This is a genomic window from [Mycobacterium] manitobense (genome assembly GCF_025821665.1).
Lineage (GTDB): Bacteria > Actinomycetota > Actinomycetes > Mycobacteriales > Mycobacteriaceae > Mycobacterium > Mycobacterium arseniciresistens.
This window is the reverse complement of sequence record NZ_JACKSJ010000026.1, coordinates 24218-40450: the sequence shown is the minus strand read 5'-3', so window position 1 is coordinate 40450 and position 16233 is coordinate 24218. Positions and strand designations below refer to the sequence as shown.

General features: G+C 69.9%; 16 protein-coding genes. 8 read left to right on the top strand and 8 right to left on the bottom strand.

The features are described 5' to 3' along the window. Nucleotides 1-2 precede the first annotated feature (2 nt). Nucleotides 3-1145, top strand: a complete 1143-nt coding sequence (locus H7I41_RS04220) for an acyl-CoA dehydrogenase family protein (protein WP_264011311.1) — start codon at nucleotides 3-5, stop codon at nucleotides 1143-1145. Nucleotides 1146-1208: 63 nt separating this feature from the next. On the opposite strand, the gene H7I41_RS04215 is transcribed toward H7I41_RS04220, so the two are convergent. After that, on the bottom strand, nucleotides 1209-1931 hold the full coding sequence (locus H7I41_RS04215; RefSeq protein WP_264011310.1) for a fasciclin domain-containing protein: 723 nt from the start codon (nucleotides 1929-1931) through the stop codon (nucleotides 1209-1211). 175 nt (nucleotides 1932-2106) lie between these two features. After that, nucleotides 2107-3375, bottom strand: coding sequence for an MFS transporter (locus tag H7I41_RS04210; RefSeq protein WP_264011309.1), 1269 nt, complete (start codon nucleotides 3373-3375; stop codon nucleotides 2107-2109). Nucleotides 3376-3457: 82 nt separating this feature from the next. Here H7I41_RS04210 and H7I41_RS04205 point away from each other — a divergent pair, with 82 nt between their 5' ends. From H7I41_RS04205 to H7I41_RS04190, 4 genes are all read left to right on the top strand, one after another. Beyond that, nucleotides 3458-4423 (top strand): GlxA family transcriptional regulator, encoded by a 966-nt coding sequence (locus H7I41_RS04205; RefSeq protein ID WP_264011308.1) that lies wholly within the window; start codon nucleotides 3458-3460, stop codon nucleotides 4421-4423. A gap of 26 nt (nucleotides 4424-4449) precedes the next feature. After that, a complete protein-coding gene (locus tag H7I41_RS04200) occupies nucleotides 4450-5001 on the top strand; it encodes a gamma carbonic anhydrase family protein (protein WP_264011307.1) in 552 nt (183 codons plus the stop codon). Nucleotides 5002-5118: 117 nt separating this feature from the next. Next, nucleotides 5119-6264, top strand: coding sequence for an NAD(P)H-binding protein (locus H7I41_RS04195; RefSeq protein WP_264011306.1), 1146 nt, complete (start codon nucleotides 5119-5121; stop codon nucleotides 6262-6264). Further along, nucleotides 6264-7010 (top strand): CPBP family intramembrane glutamic endopeptidase, encoded by a 747-nt coding sequence (locus tag H7I41_RS04190; protein ID WP_264011305.1) that lies wholly within the window; start codon nucleotides 6264-6266, stop codon nucleotides 7008-7010. Before H7I41_RS04195 ends, H7I41_RS04190 begins: the two co-directional genes overlap by 1 nt. Nucleotides 7011-7013: 3 nt before the next feature. On the opposite strand, the gene tet(V) is transcribed toward H7I41_RS04190, so the two are convergent. Then, a complete protein-coding gene (gene tet(V) / locus H7I41_RS04185) occupies nucleotides 7014-8294 on the bottom strand; it encodes a tetracycline efflux MFS transporter Tet(V) (RefSeq protein ID WP_264011304.1) in 1281 nt (426 codons plus the stop codon). A gap of 60 nt (nucleotides 8295-8354) precedes the next feature. After that, nucleotides 8355-9158, bottom strand: a complete 804-nt coding sequence (locus H7I41_RS04180) for an enoyl-CoA hydratase (protein WP_264011303.1) — start codon at nucleotides 9156-9158, stop codon at nucleotides 8355-8357. Between the two features lie 111 nt (nucleotides 9159-9269). Here H7I41_RS04180 and H7I41_RS04175 point away from each other — a divergent pair, with 111 nt between their 5' ends. Genes H7I41_RS04175 through H7I41_RS04165 form a run of 3 tightly spaced genes read left to right on the top strand, consistent with a single transcriptional unit; the run spans nucleotide 9270 to nucleotide 12187 of the window. Further along, nucleotides 9270-10361, top strand: a complete 1092-nt coding sequence (locus H7I41_RS04175) for a CaiB/BaiF CoA transferase family protein (protein ID WP_264011302.1) — start codon at nucleotides 9270-9272, stop codon at nucleotides 10359-10361. A 55-nt stretch (nucleotides 10362-10416) separates the two neighbouring features. Next, the gene (locus H7I41_RS04170) at nucleotides 10417-11181 is read left to right on the top strand and encodes a 3-hydroxyacyl-CoA dehydrogenase (RefSeq protein WP_264011301.1); all 765 of its coding nucleotides are present in this window, start codon (nucleotides 10417-10419) and stop codon (nucleotides 11179-11181) included. 4 nt (nucleotides 11182-11185) lie between these two features. Continuing rightward, complete coding sequence (locus H7I41_RS04165; RefSeq protein WP_264011300.1) at nucleotides 11186-12187, top strand: NAD(P)H-dependent flavin oxidoreductase; 1002 nt, start codon at nucleotides 11186-11188, stop codon at nucleotides 12185-12187. 90 nt (nucleotides 12188-12277) lie between these two features. On the opposite strand, the gene H7I41_RS04160 is transcribed toward H7I41_RS04165, so the two are convergent. The 4 genes from H7I41_RS04160 to H7I41_RS04145 form a co-directional block, all read right to left on the bottom strand. Then, nucleotides 12278-12400, bottom strand: coding sequence for a hypothetical protein (locus H7I41_RS04160; RefSeq protein ID WP_264011340.1), 123 nt, complete (start codon nucleotides 12398-12400; stop codon nucleotides 12278-12280). Nucleotides 12401-12483: 83 nt separating this feature from the next. Further along, nucleotides 12484-13038 carry a DoxX family protein gene (locus H7I41_RS04155; RefSeq protein WP_264011299.1) on the bottom strand — a complete coding sequence of 185 codons (555 nt, stop codon included), beginning with the start codon at nucleotides 13036-13038 and terminating at the stop codon, nucleotides 12484-12486. 44 nt (nucleotides 13039-13082) lie between these two features. Next, nucleotides 13083-13376: a hypothetical protein gene (locus tag H7I41_RS04150; RefSeq protein WP_264011298.1), complete on the bottom strand. Its 294-nt coding sequence runs from the start codon at nucleotides 13374-13376 to the stop codon at nucleotides 13083-13085. A gap of 47 nt (nucleotides 13377-13423) precedes the next feature. Then, nucleotides 13424-16222, bottom strand: a complete 2799-nt coding sequence (locus H7I41_RS04145; protein ID WP_264011297.1) for a LuxR C-terminal-related transcriptional regulator — start codon at nucleotides 16220-16222, stop codon at nucleotides 13424-13426. Between the last annotated feature and the right edge of the window lie 11 nt (nucleotides 16223-16233).

The window sequence follows — 16233 nt, the reverse complement described above, 5'->3', positions numbered from 1 at the left end:
CAATGAAGAGAACGATCTACGACGCCGAGCACGAGGCCTTCCGCGACACCGTGCGGGGCTACATCGACAGTGAACTCGTCCCGAACGCCGAGAAGTGGGAGGCCGACCGCCTCGTCGACCGGTCCGCCTACGTGGCGGCGGGCAAGCACGGGCTGATCGGGTTCAACATGCCCGAGGAGTTCGGCGGCGGCGGCACCGACGACTTCCGGTTCAACGCGATCATCGACGAGGAGATCGCCAAGTCCGGCGTACCCGCACCCGCACTGAGCCTGCACAACGACGTCGTCGGCCCGTACTTCAAGGACCTGACCAACGACGAGCAGAAGCAGCGCTGGCTGCCCGGCATCACCAGCGGCGAGACCATCATCGCGGTCGCGATGACCGAACCGGGCGCGGGCAGCGACCTGGCCGGCATCCGCACCTCGGCGGTCCGGGACGGTGACGACTGGATCGTCAACGGCTCCAAGACCTTCATCTCGTCGGGCATCAACTGCGACCTGTGCGTCGTGGTCGCCCGCACCGACCCGGAGGCCGGGCACAAGGGCTTCTCGCTGCTGGTCGTCGAGCGCGACATGCCCGGCTTCACCCGTGGCCGCAAGCTCGACAAGATGGGCCTGCATGCCCAGGACACCTCCGAGCTGCACTTCGAGAATGTGCGGGTGCCGAACGCCAACGTGCTCGGTAAGGAGGGCCGCGGCTTTTACCACCTGATGACGAACCTGCCGTCCGAGCGGCTCTCGATCGCCATCTCCGCGATCGCGGGCGCACGCGAAACCTGGCGGCAGACACTGCAGTACGCGAAGGACCGCAAGGCGTTCGGGCAGTCGATCGGCAGCTTCCAGCACAACCGGTTCCTGTTGGCCGAGATGGACACCGAGCTCGACGTCACCGAGCAGTACATCGACCGCTGCCTGCAGGGTGTCGTCGACGGCGAGCTGACCGCGGTCGAGGCCGCCAAGGCGAAGTGGTGGGCCACCGAGGTGGCCAAGAAGGTCGTCGACCGGTGCGTGCAGCTACACGGTGGCTACGGCTACATGATGGAGTACCGCGTCGCGCGCGACTACGTCGACGGACGCATCCAGACGATCTTCGGTGGCACCACCGAGATCATGAAGGAGATCATCGGCCGCGACCTCGGCCTGTAACCGACGAATTCGGCGCGCTCACGTTCGTTCACCGAACGCGAGCGCGCCGAAATCTATGAACAGCTAGCCGATCGGCGCGTCCGCGGCGGGCATCTCCGCCGGCAGGGGTGTCGTCGGGGTCGTCGTGGTGGTGGTGCTGGTCGGCGACTTCGGCGTCGGGGTGAGCGCCTCCGGCGGGGCAGCCGGGTCGAGCACCGTGTCGATCAGGTAGATCCGCGCGTTCTGGGCGGGGATGCCGCCGCAGATCACCTTGGCGGTGTCGTTGACCTTGATGTCGCCGTTGGTGCCCTCGACCTTGATCTCGGCGCCCTGCTGGGTGGGCCGCTGACCCTTCACGTCGGCGGGGCCGAGCAGGCCGAGGAAGACGTGGTAGTAGTCCAGGTCCGTCAGCGCGTTCGCGTTCGTCTTGAGGTTCTCGAGCTGCTCGGGCGGCAGCTTCGCGAACGCCTCGTCGGTCGGCGCGAACACCACGTACGGGCCGTTGTCGAGCACCCCGGTGATGTTCACGGCGGGGTTCAGCTGGCCCGAGACCGCGGAGTTGAAGGTCTTGATCTCCGGGATCTGCGCCAGCACCTGGCTGACGGGCTGGGCGGCGTAGTTCTTCCAGTTGGTGTTCGTGGCCCGGAACGGGTCGCAGTCGCCCTCGAGATTGGGCAGCGGGTTCTCCACCGGCTTGGACGGCGTCGGTTCGGGTTGCGCGTAGGCATTGACCGCCAACGGCAGCGACAGGGCGATGGCCGCGGTTCCCACGGCCGCGCCCAGTGCTCTACTGGTGCGAGTCTTCACGTCAGGCTCCTCAGCTCGTCAGAACGCCCTCCCCGATGGGCGGAGATGTCCGGCCACCGGTGCGGCGCCGTCTCGTAGGGTAAAGCCACGAATTGGTAACGGCCAAGTCGAGGTCGAGGGTCGCCGGCCTGCGGCGAGCGCCGAAACACGCTCTGAGCACGGGATCGAGCGATCGTTACGTCGGATGTGTCACAGTCCGCCGGATACCTAGGCACAGCAGCGCCGCCACCCCGCACAGCCCCGCCGCCAGGAAGAACGCGGTGTCGTAGTCGCCGCTGCGGTCGCGCAGCCAGCCCGCACCGGCCGCCGCGACGGCCGCGCCCAGCTGGTGGGAGGCGAACACCCAGCCGAAGACCACCGGTGCGCGGGCGCCGAAGTACTCGCGGCACAGCACGATCGTCGGTGGCACGGTGGCCACCCAGTCCAGGCCGTAGAAGATGACGAACACCCAGGTGCCCGGCTCGGTGTGCGGCGCGAGCAGCGACGGCAACAGCAGCAGCGACACCCCTCGCCCGGTGTAGTAGACGACCAGCAGCAACCGCGGGTCCACCCGGTCGGTCAGCCAGCCGGAGAACACCGTGCCCGCGACATCGAGCACGCCGATCGTGGCCAGCAGCCCGGCCGCCACGGTGGTGGGCATGCCGTGGTCGTTGGCCGCCGGGATGAAGTGGGTGCCGATCAGGCCGTTGGTCGTCATGCCGCAGATCGCGAAGCTCGAGGCCAGCAGCCAGAACGCCGGCACCCGCGCACCGATCGCCAGCCCCTCGAACGCCGCGCGGAATCCACTCGCCGGGACCGGCGCCGGCGGGGCAGGAGCGGTCGCGCCGTACGGCAGCAGACCTTTGTCCTGCGGTGCGTTGCGCATGAACGCGACGACCAGTGGCACCACCGCGAGGGCGGCCCCGGCCACGATCAGCGACGCCCACCGCCAGCCGTGTGTCGTGGTCACGACCGCGACGAGCGGCAGGAAGACCAGTTGGCCCGTTGCGCTCGCGGCTGTCAGCACGCCCGTGACGAGGCCGCGGCGGGCGTCGAACCAGCGGGTGGCCACGGTGGCGACGAAGCCCATCGAGATCGCACCGGTGCCGACGCCGACCAGCACGCCCCACAGCAGCACCAGCTGCCAGCTCGCCGTCATCGTCACGGAAAGCGCCGAACCGGTCGCGATGAGCAGCAGCGCGCCGGTCAGCACGGGTCGCACGCCGAGGCGGTCCATCAGCGCGGCCGCGAACGGCGCCGTCAGTCCGAACAGCGTCATGTTCACCGACATGGCGAGGCCGACGGTGCCGTGCGTCCAGCCGAACTCCTGGTGCAGCGGATTCATCATCACGCCCGGCACCGAGCGGAAGCCTGCGGCGCCCAGCAGGGCGACGAAGCTGACCGCCGCGACCACCCACGCCCAGTGGACGCGGCTGCCCGTGCCGGGTCGAGCTGTGACAGTCACCGAATCACTCTGACCCGCACGGCCGGGGGCCGACCAGTGGCAAGAAGGACACTATTCGTTAAAAACATGCCAACATGAACGGGTGCACCGGATCGCCGTCCTGCTGCTGCCGCCCGTGATCGGGTTCGACGCCGCCATCGCGCCGACGCTGTTCGGCGCCGCCGCCGGCCCCGATGGCGAACCCCTTTACGAGTTGGTCACCTGCGGCCTCACCGCGGACCCGGTGCCGTCGACCACGGGGTTCGCCGTCCTCCCGACGGCGGGTCCGGAGGCGCTCGCCACCGCGGACACCGTGGTGATCCCCGGCACGCGCTACCCACCGGCCAGGGTCGACGGAGTGCTGCCCCCCGAGGCGAGGCAGGCGCTTGCGGCCATCCCGACCGGGGCCCGCCTGGTGTCGATCTGCACCGGTGCGTTCGTGCTCGCGGCGGCGGGCCTGCTCGACGGCCGTCCGGCGACCACCCACTGGCAGCACGCCGACGAATTGCGGCGGCTGTATCCGGCCGTGCGCATCGACGAGAACGTGCTCTACGTCGACGACGGCGACGTGCTCACCTCCGCCGGCCTGGCCGCGGGCATCGACCTGTGCCTGCACGTCATCCGCACCGACCACGGCGCCGCGGTCGCCAATGCGGTGGCCCGGCACTGCGTGGTCCCGCCGTGGCGTGAAGGCGGGCAGGCGCAGTTCATCGACCGGCGCCACGACGACACCGCGGCCGGCGGGGGAGTCTCGACGGCGGCCACCCGCGAGTGGGCGCTGCGCCGGCTCGACGAGCCGCTGACCCTGCAGCGCCTCGCCCGGCATGCGCACATGAGCCCGCGCACGTTCATCCGCCGCTTCCGAGAGGAGACCGGGCAGGCCCCCGGCGCATGGGTGCGCGGTCGGCGCGTCGACCGTGCCCGCGAACTGCTCGAGTCCGAGGATCTGCCCGTCGACGAGGTGGCCCGGCTCTCGGGGCTCGGAACGGGTGGAAACCTGCGGCACCATCTGCGCCGCGGCGTCGGGATGTCACCGACCGGCTACCGCAAGGTCTTTCGGGGTTCCTGACCACGTCACCGCGATCGGCTCCTACGATGTCGCCCATGTCGCAGCCGCTGATCCTGGCCCTTCGCGGACACGCCCCGAAGCTGCACGCCGAGTCGTGGGTCGCCCCGTACGCCGCCGTGATCGGCCAGGTGACGCTCGCGGCCAGGGCCAGCGTCTGGTACGGCGCCACGCTGCGCGCCGAGGTGGAGCCGATCGAGATCGGGTTCGGATCCAACATCCAGGACGGCGTCACCGTGCACTGCGACCCCGAGTTCCCGGTGTGCATCGGCACGGCGGTGAGCGTCGGCCACAACGCCGTGCTGCACGGTTGCACCATCGAGGAGGGCTGCCTGATCGGCATGGGCGCCGTGATCCTCAACGGCGCACACATCGGCGCCGGCTCCCTGGTGGCCGCCAGTGCGCTGATCCCGCAGGGTGCGGTCATCCCGCCCCGGTCCCTGGTGACGGGAGTGCCGGGCAAGGTGCGGCGCGAGCTCAGCGACGCCGAGGTCGCCGCCAACCGCTACAACGCCGAGGTCTACCAGCGGCTCATCGACCACCACCGCGGGGCCACCGTGGTCGGCCCGGCGCCTGAGTAGCCGCCGATCCTCGGCCGGCGCAACGGTTCTCGCGGCCACGGCGCGTGTGTGTGCCGCGTCACAGTGAGCCGCCGCACCTCAGGGTTCCCGACGCTGCGCTCCGGGTACAGGCCTACGGTGAGCAACATGCGGATCCTGGTCACCGGCGCCACCGGCTACGTCGGATCGCGGCTGGTGAGCGCCCTCGTCGAGCGCGGTGACAAGGTCGTCGCCGCCACTCGCAACCCCGACCGGCTGGCGACGTTCGGCTGGCACGCCGACGTGACCGGCGTCTCCCTCGACGCCGGGGACCCGGCATCGGTCAAGCAGGCCCTCGCCGACGCCGGGCCGATCGACGTCATCTATTACCTCGTGCACGGCATCGGCCAGCCCGACTTCCGCGACGCCGACAACCGCGCCGCCGCCAACGTCGCGGCCGCCGCCCGGGACGCAGGCGTCAAGCGGATCGTCTACCTAGGCGGTTTCGTCCCGACCGACGACACACTGTCCGAGCACCTGGCCAGCCGCGCCGAGGTCGCCGAGGCGCTGAGCATCGAGGGCGGCGCCGACGTCGTGTGGCTCGGCGCGGCGATCATCATCGGCGCCGGATCGACCTCCTTCGAGATGCTGCGCTACGTCGGTGACCGGTTCCTCGTCATCCCGCTGCCGAAGTGGGCGGCCAATCCGATCGACCCCATCTCGATCCGCGACGCGCTGCACTACCTGGTGGCCGCCGCCGACACCGACCGGGTTCCCGCCGGCGCCTACGACATCTCCGGTCCCGAGACCACGACCTACGGCGAACTGCTGACGAAGTACGCGCACATCGCCGGCAAGTGGCGGGCGCCGCTTCCGGTCCGCGGCATCGACACCTCGATCGTCTCCAAGGTCACCGGCCTGGTGCTGCCCGTGCCGGGCGGACTGGCTGCCGATCTCGTTGAGTCCCTTGATCATCCGATGACGGCGTCCGGCGACGGGCTGCGCGACCTGGTGCCCGACCCGCCGGGCGGACTCACCTCGGTCGACGAGGCGATCACGCTTTCGCTGGCCAGGCAACGACCACGCCCGGTCAACGCGCTCGCCGACGTCCACCACCTGGCCGACACCGATCCGGACTGGGCCGGTGGTGACGTGCAGCGGATCACCCAACTGATCCGCCCGTTCACCCTGCCGATCGCGCGGCCGGCGCTCGGACTGCTCGGCGCCGTACCCGGACCGGTGGCCGCGGCGGTGCGCACCGGCCTGGACACCGTCATCGGCCTTGCCCCGAAGGTGGGCCACTGATGACCGAGGTGTCGACGAAGTCGTGTGACGAACGCAGCGGCTTCTTCTCCGAGGCACGCCGCATCCTCACCGGCACTGCCGAACCGCACAACGAGGGGCCGGCAACCATCCGCCGCAGGCGGATCTTCGTGGCCATCTTCGTCGTCGGCGGGTTCGTGCTGCTGGGGTATTCGCTGCGGCTGCCCCCTGGCGACCCGGCCTTCTACTGGTTCACGATGGGGCTGGCGGCGTGGTGGACCGTGGGCGCCTTCGTCTCCGGCCCGGTTCATTTGGGCCGCATCTGTTTCCGCGGACGCAACCAACGGCCCGTGATCACCGGAACCGCGATCGGCCTGGTACTCGGCGGCGCATTCGTGGTCGGCGGCCTGGTCGCGCGTGAGATCCCTGCCGTGCGTGACTACATCGTCCAGGTGCTCGAATTCGCGAACCAGGGTTCACTGCCGGTGATCGTCGCGATCACCGTCATCAACGGCCTGGCCGAGGAGATCTTCTTCCGCGGCTCGATGTACTCCTCACTGGGCAAACGGAACAACGGCTGGTTCGCGTTCATCGTCACGACGCTCGTCTACGTCATCGTCACCGGCGTCAGCACGCAGAACCCGATGCTGGCGTTCGCGGCCATCATCCTCGGCACCATCTGCGCGTTCGAACGCCGCGCGACCGGCGGCGTGCTCGCCCCGATGCTTACCCACTTCTTCTGGGGCCTGGTGATGGTGCTCGCGCTTCCGCCCATCTTTGGCGTCTGACAGTCAGCGCAGCGGGTTCGCCACCTCGTCGCGCGGCATCCGGGCCGCGAGCACGGCGACCACCGCCAGCAGCACCGGCACCACACCGGAGACCCAGAAGATGGTCTGCATCGACACCACCTTCGACAGCGGGCCGACGACCGCGAACGACAGCGGCATGAATGCCAGCGACACGAAGAAGTCCAGGCTCGAGACCCGGCCCAGCATGTGCCGCGGCACCCGCCGCTGCAGCACCGTGCCCCAGATGACCAGTCCCGCACCGTCGGTCACGCCGATGACGAAGGTCGCCGCCGCCATCACGGGGAAGGACGAAGTGGTGCCGATGACGACGAGCGGGATCGACCCGACGCTCCACATCGCCATCATCACGGTGAGGTAGCGCCGCGGCAGCCGCCGCGAGGACACCGCGAGCGCGCCGATCGCACTGCCCACTCCGAAGAACGCCAGCACGAAGCCGTACATGCGGGCGCCGTCCTCGAATCGGTCTGCGATGACGAAGGGCAGCAGCACCTCGATCGGACCGAGCACCACGAGCACGAACAGGCTCGCGAACAACAGCGTCCACAGCAGCCACGGCGTGGCGACCATGAAGACGAAGCCGTCGCGCAGGTCGCGCAGCATCCGCGGCTTCTCGCCGACGGATGGCTCGACGGCCCGGGTCGCCGGGCGCGTCGCGATCAGCAGCAGCAGTCCCAGCCCGAACAGTCCCGCGACCACGACGGCGCCGACCGACGGGAACGTCGCGCCGACCACCAGACCCGCGACTGCCGGGCCGACCGAGCGCTGGAACACCGGCCGCACCACGCCCTCGACGCCGTTGGCGGCGAGCAGCTGTTCGGCGGGCAGGATCCGCGGCAGGATGGCGCTGTAGGCGGGGAAGAAGAACGCGGCCGCGATGCCCAGTACGGCGGCGGCCACCGCGAGGTGCCAGATCCGTAGCGTGCCGAGCAGTCCCAGCGCCGCGACCGTCGCGACGGCTCCGAAGTTGACGGCCGCAACGGCAATGATGATGGCGCGCTGACTGATTCGGTCGGCCGCGATCCCGCCGACCAACACGAACGCCACCAGTCCGCCTGCCAGGCAGGTCGCGACCAGCGACAGCGACGCAGGATCGTTGTCGATCGCGATGACCTGCAGCGCCATCACGACCGTCCACATGCCCTCGGCGAAGATGGACAGTGAGACCGCCGCGATCAGCAGGCGGTACTCGCGGGAACGGAAGGGTGCGAGCACGCGCCAGCCGCCGGCCGGCGCCGGTTGCTCGAGATCGAAGTGTGTGCTCACGCGCTCGATGGTCGCCGACCGGATGGCCCTCGGTCCAACGATTTTCGGGCGGAGGTGACCTCAGCTGTCGGTGAACTCCGCGGACCGGCGCTGCTGGAAGGCCCTTGTGCCCTCGCGGAAGTCATGCGAACCGAGCAGCTGGAGCTGGCCTTCGCTCTCCCGGTCGAAGGCGCCCTCGAGCTCGGTGAGCGTGGCGGCGTTGATCGCCTGCTTGGTCTTGCGCAGGGCTACGGCGGGGCCGGCCACCAGGATCGCGAGCACCCGGTCGACCTCGGTCTCGAAATCGTCGGCGGGGTAGACACCGCTGACGAGTCCGAACTCGTGGGCCTCGGTGGCGGAGAGCCGCTCGGCCAGCAGCGCCATCCGCATCGCGCGGATCCGGCCGATCGCGGCGGCCACCAGCGCCGACGCGCCGCCGTCGGGCATCAGCCCGATCTTGGTGAAGGCGAGCAGGAAGAACGCCTTCTCCGAGGCAAGGACGATGTCGCAGGCCAGCGCCAGCGACACGCCGACCCCCGCCGCGGGTCCGTGCACGGCGGCGACCACCGGCTTGGGCAGCGCCACGATCGCGGCCACCGCGCGGTTGGCGGCGTCGAGCACCGCTTTGGCGTCGTGGCCGTCGGCGGTCTGGTCGTTCTCGCTGATGCCTGCGCCGGAGCTGAAGCCGCGGCCGGCGCCGCCGAGCCGCACCACCCGAACCGCCGGATCGGCGGCCGCCCGGGTCAGGACGTCGGCGATGCCGCCGAGCATCTCCGCGGTCAGCGAATTGAGGCTGTCCGGCCTGTTCAGGGTGACCGTCAGGACGCCGTCGCGCAGGACGACCGTGAGGTCGTCGAGGCTCAGATACGTTTCGGTTGAGGTCATATCGGCACCAGTCCCGGTAGGCGTTTCGACGAGTCGACGACCCGCGATCACTGCAGAAGGTTATACAAGTAAGCTATGTCGGCGGTCAACCACAGGTGAAGGGCGGTAAGCATGGCGGGTCCACTCCAGGGATTGCGTGTCGTCGAGTTGGCCGGTATCGGCCCGGGGCCACATGCCGCGATGATCCTCGGCGATCTGGGCGCCGACGTCGTGCGCGTCGAACGGCCGGGCAAGGGCCCGGGCATTCCGACCAAGGGCCGCGACCATCTGCTCCGCAACCGGCGGTCGGTGTCCGCCGACCTCAAGAGCGACGAGGGTCGCGATCTGGTGCTGCGGCTGATCGCGAAGGCCGACGTGCTGATCGAGGGCTTCCGGCCCGGCGTCACCGAACGTCTCGGGCTCGGCCCCGACGACTGCGCCAAGGTCAACGACCGGCTCATCTACGGGCGCATGACCGGCTGGGGGCAGACCGGCCCGCGCAGTCAGCGGTCCGGCCACGACATCAACTACATCTCCCTCAACGGCGTGCTGCACGCCGTCGGCCGCGCGGGTGAGCGGCCGGTGCCGCCGCTCAACCTGGTCGGCGACTTCGGCGGCGGGTCGATGTTCCTGCTCGTCGGCATCCTCTCGGCGCTCTGGGAGCGGGAACGCTCGGGCAAGGGCCAGGTCGTGGACGCGGCGATGGTCGACGGCTCCAGCGTGCTGGCACAGATGATGTGGGCGTTCCGGTCGATGGGGATGTGGAGCGACGAGCGCGGCGTGAACATGCTCGACACCGGCGCGCCGTACTACGACACCTACGAGACCGCGGACGGCAAATACGTGGCGGTGGGCGCGATCGAGCCGCAGTTCTACGCCGAACTGCTGGCGAAACTCGGCCTCGACGGCGCCGAGCTGCCCGACCAGAACGACATGGGGCGCTGGGCCGAACTGCGCGAGGTGTTCACCAAGGCTTTCGCCGCCCATGACCGCGATCACTGGGCGAAGGTGTTCGCCGACAGCGACGCGTGCGTCACGCCGGTGCTGAGCTTCGCCGAGGTCGAGGACGAACCGCACAACACCGAACGCGACACGTTCTACCGCGAGGACGGCTCGCTGTACCCGGCGCCCGCCCCGCGGTTCTCGCGCACCGCACCGGATCTGCCGAAGGCGCCGGGAGCGCCGGGAGCGGACACCGAATCCGTGCTGAACGACTGGGTATAGTCCCCAACCAACCAGTAGGTCGGCGGCGCTGGCCGGCCGGAGAGGAAGTACATCAGTGGAGATCAAAGACGCCGTAGCCGTCGTCACCGGCGGGGCATCGGGCCTGGGCCTGGCGACGACCAAGCGACTGCTCGACGCGGGCGCACAGGTGGTGGTGCTGGACCTGCGAGGCGAGGAGGCCGTCGCCGACCTCGGTGACCGCGCCACCTTCGTCGAGACCAACGTGACCGACGAGGCCGCCGTCACCAAGGCGCTCGACGTCGCCGAGTCGCTGGGCCCGGTGCGCATCAACGTGAACTGCGCGGGCATCGGCAGCGCGATCAAGACCCTCGGCAAGGAGGGGCCCTTCCCGCTCGACGTGTTCAAGAAGACCATCGAGGTCAACCTGATCGGCACGTTCAACGTGCTGCGGCTGAGCGCGGAGCGGATCGCCAAGACCGAGCCGCTCGCCGGCAAGAACGGCGACGAGCGCGGCGTGATCGTCAACACCGCGTCGGTCGCCGCCTTCGAGGGCCAGATCGGCCAGGCCGCGTACTCGGCGTCCAAGGGCGGCGTCGTCGGTATGACGCTGCCGATCGCGCGCGACCTGTCGCGCAGCCTCATCCGGGTGTGCACCATCGCCCCGGGCCTGTTCAAGACGCCGCTGCTGGGTTCGCTGCCCGAGGAGGCGCAGAAGTCGCTCGGACAGCAGGTGCCGCACCCCGCCCGCCTCGGCGACCCCGACGAGTACGGCGCGCTGGCCGTGCACATCGTGGAGAACCCGATGCTCAACGGCGAGGTCATCCGCCTCGACGGCGCCATCCGCATGGCCCCGAGGTGACCCGATGACCCTCAACACGAAGTTCACCGAGACCTTTGGGATCGAACATCCCATCGTGCAGGGCGGGATGCAGTGGGTGGGTCGCGCCGAGTTGGTGGCGGCCGTCGCCAATGCCGGGGCGCTGGGCTTCCTGACCGCGCTGACGCAGCCGACGCCCGCGGACCTCGCCAAGGAGATCGACAAGACCCGCGAGCTCACCGACAAGCCGTTCGGCGTCAACCTGACGATCCTGCCGACGATCAACCCGCCGCCCTATGACGAGTACCGCCAGGTGATCGTCGACGCCGGCATCAAGATCGTCGAGACCGCGGGATCCAACCCGGCGCCGCACCTGCCGATGTTCCACGACAACGGCATCAAGGTGCTGCACAAGTGCACGTCGGTGCGGCACGCGGTCAAGGCGCAGAGCCTCGGTGTCGACGGCATCAGCATCGACGGCTTCGAGTGCGCCGGCCATCCCGGCGAGGACGACATCCCCGGCCTGATCCTGATCCCGGCGGCGGCGGCGAAGATCGACATCCCGATGATCGCTTCGGGCGGGTTCGCCGACTCCCGCGGCCTGGTGGCGGCACTGGCGCTGGGCGCCGACGGCATCAACATGGGGTCGCGGTTCATGTGCACCGTCGAGTCGTCGATCCACCAGAACGTCAAGGAAGCCATCGTCGCGGGCACCGAGCTCGACACCGAGCTGATCTTCCGGCCGCTGCGCAACACCGCCCGGGTGGCCAGCAACGCGGTGTCACGCGAGGTGGTCGAGATCCTCAACAACGGTGGCCAGTTCCCCGACGTCAAGGATCTGGTGGCCGGTGTGCGCGGCAACAAGGTCTACGAGCTCGGCGACCTCGACGCAGGCATCTGGTCGGTGGGCACGTCGATGGGGCTGATCAACGACATCCCGACCTGCGGAGAACTGGTGTCGCGGATGGTAGCGGAGGCCGAGGAGCTGATCACCGCCCGGTTGGCGGGGATGGTGACCGCGGGCCAGGAAGAAAAAGTGCCCGCCTGAGGCGCCGTGGGTCATCGTGAGATGACCGGAGGCGCCCCGGCGGGCAGCAAAGGCTGACGGGTGACACGCGCGCCGATCAGGCGCGCGTGGTCACACGGCTTGGGCCAGGTCGTCCAGCTGCTCCGAGGTGTCGCCCTCTACGAGGAAGTCCCCGTGGTAGAGCGCCTCGAAGTCGACCTTGATGACATCGGCACTGGTGTCGTCGATCCACATGACACTGACTGTATGGGTCACCATTAAGAGTTCATTGAGTCACGGTTCGGAAAATGGTGGCAATCCTACTTCTCGGTAGGTTTCTAGCCAGTAGGTGTCGTGAGGTGGATCGGGTTGGTGCCGTTGAGTGCGATCCAGGTCACGATGGCGACGACGAAGGCGGCCGCCAGCAGGCCGACGGCGATCCGCACCGGCCAGACGGTACGACCCCGAAGCCTGGCGTCCAGCGAGTAGGCGCCGGCGCCGGCGAACAGCAGCGCGACGGCGCCGAGACCGATCATGAACGGCGCGTTGAACGGGTCCGACCAGAACGCGGCGCCGGAGACGTTGACGGCCCACGCGTCGATCATCGCCGCGACCACCGCGAATGCGGCCAGCTGCGTCAGCACGCCGAGGATCAGGGCGATGCCGCCGAGCGTCTCCGACGCGGTCACCATGAATGCCGCCAGCTCGGGCAGCCGCCAGCCGCCGGCTTCCATGTAGCCCGCGGTCGTGGGGAAGTCCAGTGCCTTGCGCAGGCCGGCCTGCAGCATCGCCGCGCCGACACCGAGGCGCAGGATCAGCAGCGCGATGTTGGCGGAGGCGTCGGTGGTCGCAGGTGTCGCGGTGGGTGCGGTGCTCTCAGTGGCGGTGTTCATGATCAGTCAGACTGCCGCAGCCCGCGATAGTCATCGCCGCGGGGTCACCACGAGCTCAGACGGGCGTCGACATCGGTGCTGAGCCGCGCGACCGGGATGCCGGCCCGGGCGCACACCTCGCTGACGACCTCCGGGGTGTCGGCGGTGAACACGCCGTAGAGCACCTCGTCGGTCGGTACGGCCAAGGTCAGCAGCAGTTGCACCGACTTGCCCTCAGCCGCCATCGAGGCGGTCGCCGCATCCAGCTCGCCCAGGAGGTCCTCGACGGCAGGCCGGGTCATCTCGGGCCGGTACCACTCGGCGAGGAAACAGCAGAGGTGCGGTGCGGCGGCGGCCATAGCGCTCAAGTTATCGCCGGGCCGCGACGATCGAATCGGGCGTTTCCCTAATCCTGCCGAGGGTGCTTTCGATCGAAAGAACCCTGGTCGGAGGCCTCCGAGCCACCCATGAGCCGGCCAAGTTCGGCGCGCGACCGGATTCCCAGCTTGCGGTAGACGCGCCCCAGATTGTGCTCGACGGTCTTCGGGCTGATGAACAGCGCGGCAGCGACATCCTTGTTGGTCATCCCCGAGGCGGCCAGTTCGGCGACGCGCCGTTCGGACGGCGTGAGCGCGGCCTGGCCGCCCGGCCCGACGTTGGTCCGGGCCAGCTCGGCGCGGGCCCGGCCGGCCCACAGCTGGGCGCCGAGCGATTCGAAAGTCAGCAGGGCGGATCGCAGCGTGCCCGCCGCGAGATCCTTCTGACGCAGTCGGCGCTGCAGCTGCCCCAGCAGCAGCTCGGTGCGGGCCCGCTCGAACGGCATCGGCAGCCGGTCGTGCTCGGTCAGCGCACGACAGGCCGTCTGCTCGGCGGCCTCCACGTCACCCATCGCGGCCTGCACCATGGCGCGGCAGCGGGCGCCGACGGCGAGCATCCACGGCCGGTCGTGGGCCCGGCCATTGCTCTCCATCTCCCTGACCATCGGTTCGGCCTCGTCGAGGCGGCCCAGCGCGGCCATCGCCTCGACGGCATCGGGAACATGCATCGACGACATCATCTCGGTGCCCGGGATCCGGTCGAACATCGCGATCAACGGGGCCATGACCGTCAGCGCCTCGGCGTAATTGCCCTGTGACACCTCGATGAAGCCGAGTGTCATCAGCGGCCACTCGGTCATCCGTTCCGCCTCGCACTCGACGGCGCACTCGTAGGCCGCCTTGGCGTCGGCGTGGGCCTCCTCGAAACGACCCAGATAGGAGTAGGCGGCCGCCCGCACGGTTCGCGGGATCACCAGCACCGAGTCGCCGCCGAGCTGTTCGGCCCGCTCGACGGCCTCCTCGGCATATCCCGCGGCCTCCTCGAAACGTCCGCGCCAGATGCTGATCAGCGTGCTCCAGCCGGCGATGGCCATCAGATCGCTCTCCGCGCCCCGCTCGTCGCACCGTCGGCGGGCCTCGGCGATGAGCACGGCGGCTTCTTCGAGCCGGCCGACGTGGGCCATCGACAACGCGTTGACGACGTGGGCGCGGAACAGGATCGGGCCGTTGTAGTCGGGGTCTTCCAACTCGACGGCGCGACGGAGGGCGGCCTCGTCGAAGGGATGCCCGAACTGCAGGCCGGCGTGCACCTGCAGGGCCAGCGCCTGACTCAGCAGCGCCGGCCGGCCGATCTCCTCGGCGATGCGCACGGCGTCATCGGCGGCACGGGTGGAGGCGTCGAAGTCGCCCGCCATGCCCCGGGCCATGCAGAGCAGCAGCAGGGTTCGCAGCCGCAGCTTCGGGATGTCGCCGGCTGCGGCGAGCGCGCGCTCGAGGAGCTGCGCGGCGAGCGCGAAGCGGTTGTCGTAGATGCGCAGGCCGGCTCGCAGGATCAGCGCCATGGCGAGGATCGGTCCACCGGGCAGCAGCTCGATCGTGGGGTCGAGGTGTTCGACGGCGCGGTCGGTGCTGCCCGCCTCGAAGTGGTGTTCGGCCGCGCGCAGCCGGCGGACCGGGTCGTCGCCGCCGAGCCGGAACGCCATCTCGAGCAGTTCCGCTGCGGCCGCGGGCGCTCCCCGGCGCCGCGCCACCTCGGCCGCGGCGTCGAGCGCCTCCAGGGTTGCCGGGTCCTCGCTGACCGCGGCCAGCGCCAGATGCCGCGCCTTGAGCTCGGGCTCGGTGACGATCTGGGCCAGCGTGCGGTGCATCCGGCGACGGTCCGGACGGCTGGCGTCGGTGTAGACGCTGTGCGCCAGCAGCGGATGGGCGAACCGCACCCGGGAGCCCTCGATGCCGATGATGCCGTTCGTCTCGACGTGCTCGAGCACCTCGAGCACCCGATCGACGGTGTTGCCGGTCGCCTCGGCGAGTAGCTGGACCGTGGGCTGGGCGGTGCACGCGGCGGCGAGCAGCACCCGGCCTGCGTCGCGGTCCAGCCTGCCGATCCGGTTGCGCATCAGCTCCGCGAGGCCGGCGGGCAGCTCGGCCTCGGCCCGCGGTGGCCCGTCGAACGCCCGCGCCAATTCGAGTGCATAGAACGGGTTACCGCGGGAGATCTCCGCGATGCGAACCAGGGCCGGGCGGGGAAACGTCCGGTCGAGCCGCTCGAAGAGCAGATTGTGCAGACCGCCCAGGCTCAGCGGGCCGACCCGATGCCGCCGCATGGCGTCGGGCCGGCTCAGCCGCAGCCACGACAGGGCGTCGGGATCGTCGAATTCGGTGCGTGCCGTGACGAGGATTCCGACCGGCCCGGCGACGCGGCGCGCGGCGTAGGAGACGACCGCGCGGGTCGATGCGTCGAGCCACGGCACGTCGTCGATCGCCACCAGCACCGGCGCGTCGGCCGTCATCGTCTCGACAACGGAGACGAATGCGGCGGCCACCGCACGCTGGTCGGTGGCGGGCCCGGTGTCCGTGCCGCGCAGCATGACCCGGTCGATCGCGATGCGCTGCGGCTCGGGCAGCCGGTCGATGACCGAGGCAGGTACGTCGCGCAGGAGATCGGCCAGCGCCGCATAGGCCAGCGAGGACTCGGCATGCACGGCGCGCGCGGACAACACCTGGAAACCGAGGCCGCGTGCCCGGTCCTCCGCGCCCAGCCACAGCGTCGTCTTGCCGATGCCCGCCTCACCCTCGATGCCGAGGCCGGATGGTTGCTCAGACGCCGCGGCGAGGAAGTCGGCGACCACGCGAGAGTCGCTCGCGCGGCCGACGACTGAGGTGGTCACGGGCGAATCAT

Excerpts from the sequence above, each read along its gene's own strand:
- H7I41_RS04220 (WP_264011311.1), top strand. The coding sequence starts at position 3 with ATGAAGAGAACGATCTACGACGCCGAGCACGAGGCCTTCCGCGACACC.
- H7I41_RS04200 (WP_264011307.1), top strand. The coding sequence starts at position 4,450 with ATGTCGCCCATGTCGCAGCCGCTGATCCTGGCCCTTCGCGGACACGCC.
- H7I41_RS04190 (WP_264011305.1), top strand. The coding sequence starts at position 6,264 with ATGACCGAGGTGTCGACGAAGTCGTGTGACGAACGCAGCGGCTTCTTC.
- H7I41_RS04180 (WP_264011303.1), bottom strand. The coding sequence starts at position 9,158 with ATGACCTCAACCGAAACGTATCTGAGCCTCGACGACCTCACGGTCGTC.
- H7I41_RS04175 (WP_264011302.1), top strand. The coding sequence starts at position 9,270 with ATGGCGGGTCCACTCCAGGGATTGCGTGTCGTCGAGTTGGCCGGTATC.
- H7I41_RS04165 (WP_264011300.1), top strand. The coding sequence starts at position 11,186 with ATGACCCTCAACACGAAGTTCACCGAGACCTTTGGGATCGAACATCCC.
- H7I41_RS04160 (WP_264011340.1), bottom strand. The coding sequence starts at position 12,400 with ATGTGGATCGACGACACCAGTGCCGATGTCATCAAGGTCGACTTCGAG.
- H7I41_RS04155 (WP_264011299.1), bottom strand. The coding sequence starts at position 13,038 with ATGAACACCGCCACTGAGAGCACCGCACCCACCGCGACACCTGCGACC.
- H7I41_RS04150 (WP_264011298.1), bottom strand. The coding sequence starts at position 13,376 with ATGGCCGCCGCCGCACCGCACCTCTGCTGTTTCCTCGCCGAGTGGTAC.